Genomic DNA, 4898 nt, shown 5'->3' on the forward strand with positions numbered 1-4898 from the left:
GGCCGGTGGAGGCTCTGCGCTGGCTGACCCCCGCACTCGAGGCCCACGCCTGCGCGGCGCCCCGCCTGAACAACCACAAGCGGTACTTCCAGACTCACTTCGCCGGAACCGAGTTGGAGCACAAGTTCAACCTGACGCCGGGAACGGACATCTGGGCGGCCGCCATGGAGTTGCTGAAGGCTCTGCGGCACGGTGTCCTGGATGGCTGCCGGCCGGAGTACCGGAATGAGTTCCAGATCTACTTCACCGAGAACCATCTCTTCGACGTCACCGGACCCGAGGAGGAACTCGGCTATGCCTCCTTCATCCGGACGGTGAACGGCGGCCACGCGCTGAAGCGGAAGTGGTTTGCGGAGGACGCCTTCGCGCGCCGCGAACAGCTCTCCACCGACCTGGATGTCCCGCCCAGCGGCTTCGAGGAGTATCTACGCGAGAAGATGGGCCTTCAGGTGCAGGCCATGCCGCCCTACCGCCGCGTCCGCTACGACATCCAGTGCGAATCCATGATCACCGGGCACATCTACGGCATCTTCCTCGACCACTGTTCGCTCCTTGCCGCATCGGACGTGAGGCTCTCGCAGTGCGAGCTGGAGTACCGGCGCTCGCGCAGCATCCTGGACCACGACCAGAACGAGGTGCTGGCGGAGATGGAACGCATCAGCCATTGGCTCCAGGACTACCTCATCGCGCGCGGCCTGACGCAGGAGCGCACCTACTACTCCAAGCGCACCTTCCTCCGCAACGTTGTCGCCGTCCGGCCTGACCTCGCCCCCGGCCACTGAGCACAGGCTGGGGCCGCTGCCGCTTGGAGGAGCCCCCGATAGAACCCGCCATCACGTTAGGAAGTGAGTCGATCACGGAAAGCCACGGATTGTCGGTGGCGTCTGAAACTGTTACGCACAGCCCTTGTTAAGGAGCTCTACGTGACGGCCCGGGCGAGTGAGGCAGCCAGTCGAGTGATGTTCGGGCCGTACGCGCAGTACCGCAGAGCACGCAATGGCCTCGCCCCGTTCGCCCCCGCACCGGAAAGGAGCCCGCTGACGTGTCCGACAAGGCAACCGTCGCCGACCCCACCCCCGAACAGCACCAGCACGGCGAAGAACAGCAGCACAGCGAAGAGCTGACGTTCAACTTCAACGGCGGCGACACCGAATGGACCGATCACCTCACCTGGAGGCAACTCAGCCGACGCCTGCCGCAACTGGTCCGCCGATCGTTCGCTCTGGCCTGGTCCGTGGACCGGCGCGCAGTGATCGTCCTGCTGGCCTGCCAGATCATCTCCGGCCTGGCGGAGGCGCTCGGCCTGCTCGCCACGACCGCGGCGCTCGGCGCGCTGATCCAGTCCGCCCATGACCCCGCGCACCTGCGTGAGGCCCTGCCCTCGATCGCGGTCCTGGCCGGTGCTGCCGGTCTGCGCGCGCTTCTGGGCATCGCGGTAGGGGGTCTGTCGAACCGACTGGGCCCGCGCATCGGCCGCGAAGCCGAGTACCGCCTTCTGGAGGCGGCCACGAACGCCGAGATGGCCGCCTACGATCACCCGGGGTTCGATGACCGGTGTGACAAGGCCGACCGGGGCGTCAGCGTCAGCCAGGACATGATCGGCGAGTCGCAGAACCTGGTCGCCTCCGTGACCACCCTGATCGCTGCTACGGTGGTGATCGCCACGCTGGTGCCGGTCCTGCTGCCGCTGCTTGTGCTGACCACCGTCCCGCAGGCGCTGGCGTCCCTCGCCGGTGAGCGGGTCGCCTACCTGGCTATATTGAAGACCTTCCAGGAGCGCCGGATGCTGAGCATGCTGCGCTGGCACCTGACCCACAAAGAGCAAGCCGATCAGATCCGTACGGACACCCTGGCCCGCTACCTGCTCGCCAAGTACCGGGCGTTCGGGGTGCGGGTGGACCGGGTCAACGATGACGCCGCCTGGAAGCGCGCCAAGATCAACCTCATCGGGTCCTGCATCGGCGGCCTGGCCTCGGCCTTGATGTGGGCCGGGGTGATGCTGCTGCTCGGCACTGGGGCCATCACCGCCGCAGCGGCCGGCACGCTGGTCTTCGCGCTGCGCTCGGCCTCCTCAGGGCTGCACGGCATTGTTGGGTACGGCTCGGAGCTGATGCGCACCGGCCGGTACATGGACGACTGGGAGGCATTCATTCAGGAGACCGCCGGGCAGCGCCTGGACCGAGGCACCATCGTGCCGGACCGCCCCAAGCAGGTCGCGCTGCACCAGGTCACCTACCGCTACCCCGAGGCCGAAGCCGCCACCCTGCACGAGGTGGACTTCGAGGTGCGGCAAGGCGAGATCGTCGCCGTGGTGGGGGAGAACGGCTCCGGCAAGACCACCTTGATGAAACTGCTGTCCGGGCTCAACCTGCCCACAGAGGGGGTAGTCACCTGGGACGGCGTCAGCACCCGCGACCTGGACCCGCACGCCCTGTGGAAACAGTGCGCGGTCGTCCCGCAGGAGTTCGCCCGCTGGCCGATGACCGCCCGCGAGAACATCCACCTCGGCCAACCCCAGCCCGGCGGGGACGACGCCGTCCATCGCGCCGCGGCCGCCAGCGGCGCCGACGCGGTCATCAACGTGCTGCGCAGCGGCCTGGGCACGCTGCTGGCCCGCGAATGGTGGGGCGGCCAGGCCCTGTCCTCCGGCCAATGGCAGCGCATCGCGGGAGCTCGGGCATCCACCGAGACGCCGGCCTGCTGGTGATGGATGAGCCCACCTCCGACCTAGACGCCCGCGCCGAACATCTGGTGTTCACCGGGCTGCGCGAGCTTGCGCGTGACCGGGCGATCGTTCTGGTCACCCACAACCTCGCCAACACGGTCGTCGCGGACCGGATCGTGGTCATGGAAGGTGGGCGTGTGACTGCCGAGGGCACGTTTTCCCAGCTGACGACCCAAGCCGGTCTCTTCCGCGATCTTTGGCTCCTCCAGCAGGACCGCGGTAACGCTTCGCTGGAGGGGGAGACATCATGATCGGCCACCGGACGGTCCTCGGCCATGATGGACGGCCGTACCGCCGGAGGGCCGCACCTGCCACCCTCTTCATGCCAGGTGGCGGAACTCTGCCTCCAGTTCCGGCCACGCCTCCGAGGCCGCCGCGCGGGGACCCCCGCGCACGCGGTCGGTCACAGACGCCCTGGCCGCAGTCCGCGGCTAGGGCCTGAGGAAGGGACGCCCGATGGTTCAGGCAAGGTGCGTGCGCGAGGAGACGAGGATCTTCTCGGGCGGCGTCTGGGAAGCCCAGTACGGCTACGCCAGGGCGGTGGTGGCAGGGCCGAGGGTCGTGGTCTCCGGATGCACGGCCACGGTCGACGGTGAAGTACAGCATGAGGGCGACGCCTACCTGCAAGCCATGACGGTCCGTGTCGGATGCGGTGACGTCTGAGGATCTCCAGTCGTGGGAGGTGGGCGGCTTGACCGCCCTCCCCCGCAACTCGACCTCCCGGTGCAGCGCCAGCCCAAGAAACTGCCCTATGTCCCCACCGAGGCCGAGATCCGCAGCTACTACACGCCGGTTCTGTATGACCTCGCCACCGAGGGCGGGCTCGCCATCACCGCCACGGCCGCGGGAAGGTCACGCAGCGAGGCCGGACCGCCGCGTGTTTGCCGCAGCGGTCCACACCTTTGACAGCGCGCGAGGTGGACCGCGACGGCCGGTGCCTACTAAGAAGGGCAAAGGCGACCTGATCGACCTGCATGACCTGTCATGGCAGCGCCGAGCGCGTGCCTGCACGCAGGCTGGTCGACCGCTTGGGAAGGCTCGGGACAGGGACGCTGAGGCGATCCGGACGGTGCTGCTTAAGGCGGTGCGGCGGGAGGTCGGCGGCGGCCACGATGTATCGCCGCAGTCCCATCGAGTTCTCGCCCTCCTCGTGCCGCCGTACTGACTGGAGGACCTCGCGGGCCACCGCGACGACCCAGCCCTCAGCTCCCCTGCCGATCGCTATCGGGTCATATCCAAGAACTCTTTGATCACCGGCTCACGACCGTGCTCGCGAAATTTGGCCCGAAGATTGATGAGCGCGCTGCTTCCCCGAGCAGAACTCACCCCACCCATGTGATCGATCGCTTTACGCGCCGTACGGACAGCTTCGTCGAGGTCGTTCAACGCCAGATACGCCTCAGCGGCCCGCGCCTCGTAGATCGCCGCCCCACGCGGAAAGGAATCCCCGTCGTAGGCTTCGTTGCGGCTGGAGGCTGTCGCCTGCTCAAAGTGACGCAGGGCGAGGGCGGGGCGGCCAAGGTTCAGCGCCGAGCTCCCCAGCAGCTGATGGATCTCGCCCTGGTTGACCCAGTACAGCGAGGCCAGATCCTCCTCTAGCGGCGTCGCGTTCTCATAGGCGCTCAGCGCAGCATTGGCCGCGCGGTCAGAGGCGCGCGGGTCGTTGGCGTGGGCATAGGCGCGGCAGGCGCGGGCCTGCAGCATCGCGGTCATCCGAGCTGATCCGGTGGCGTTCCCGTAGGTGTGGGCGGCCTCTACCAGAGCAGCGGCGGCATCGGGTTCGTTGGTCGAATAGCACTTGATTGCCCAGAACGCGCAGGTGTTGGCCATTACCTCCGGATTTCCGGATCGCAGGGCCAATTCGGCGGCGGTGGCGAAGTGTTCCTCTGCCACCTCCGGGTGCCCGCTGTCGTAGGCCGTCCAGCCGGCGGCGCGCTGTGCGTCAGCGGCGACGGCGATGAGTCGGCGCTCGATCGCTTCGGTGTAGGACGCCGAGCGCAGCGTGCCGGTGATCATCTCGTACTCGCCGACGGCGCCAGCGTAGACGCGGCCGGAGCCGAGGTAATCGTCGAGGTGACGTAAGGCGTCAAGGCGCTGCTCATGCAGCGCGACATGATGCGCTCCCACGCGCCGCCCGCTCATGGCGTTCGCGCTGGGTGAGGGCATCGTGAGG

At 67.8% G+C, this 4898-nt stretch carries 6 protein-coding genes; 5 read left to right on the forward strand and 1 reads right to left on the reverse strand.

What is annotated here, in order from left to right; genetic code table 11:
- The 5 genes from AB0J09_RS56130 to AB0J09_RS56150 all read left to right on the forward strand — a co-directional run.
- Window positions 1-782: hypothetical protein (locus tag AB0J09_RS56130; RefSeq protein WP_360710699.1), on the forward strand; the 782-nt coding region annotated here is incomplete at its 5' end.
- Window positions 783-1042: 260 nt separating this feature from the next.
- On the forward strand, window positions 1043-2707 hold the full coding sequence (locus AB0J09_RS56135) for an ABC transporter ATP-binding protein (RefSeq protein ID WP_360710702.1): 1665 nt from the start codon (window positions 1043-1045) through the stop codon (window positions 2705-2707).
- Window positions 2707-2976, forward strand: coding sequence for a hypothetical protein (locus AB0J09_RS56140; protein ID WP_360710705.1), 270 nt, complete (start codon window positions 2707-2709; stop codon window positions 2974-2976). Before AB0J09_RS56135 ends, AB0J09_RS56140 begins: the two co-directional genes overlap by 1 nt.
- 205 nt (window positions 2977-3181) lie before the next feature.
- Complete coding sequence (locus AB0J09_RS56145; protein WP_360710708.1) at window positions 3182-3388, forward strand: hypothetical protein; 207 nt, start codon at window positions 3182-3184, stop codon at window positions 3386-3388.
- Between the two features lie 12 nt (window positions 3389-3400).
- Entirely contained in the window at window positions 3401-3631 is a 231-nt protein-coding gene (locus tag AB0J09_RS56150; protein WP_360710711.1) for a hypothetical protein, read from the forward strand.
- A gap of 315 nt (window positions 3632-3946) precedes the next feature.
- Here the strand turns inward: AB0J09_RS56150 and AB0J09_RS56155 are convergent.
- Window positions 3947-4898 (reverse strand): hypothetical protein (locus AB0J09_RS56155; protein WP_360710714.1); only part of this gene is annotated, 952 nt, incomplete at its 5' end.

This window comes from Nonomuraea sp. NPDC049784 (genome assembly GCF_040659615.1).
In the GTDB taxonomy this organism is placed as follows: Bacteria; Actinomycetota; Actinomycetes; order Streptosporangiales; family Streptosporangiaceae; genus Nonomuraea.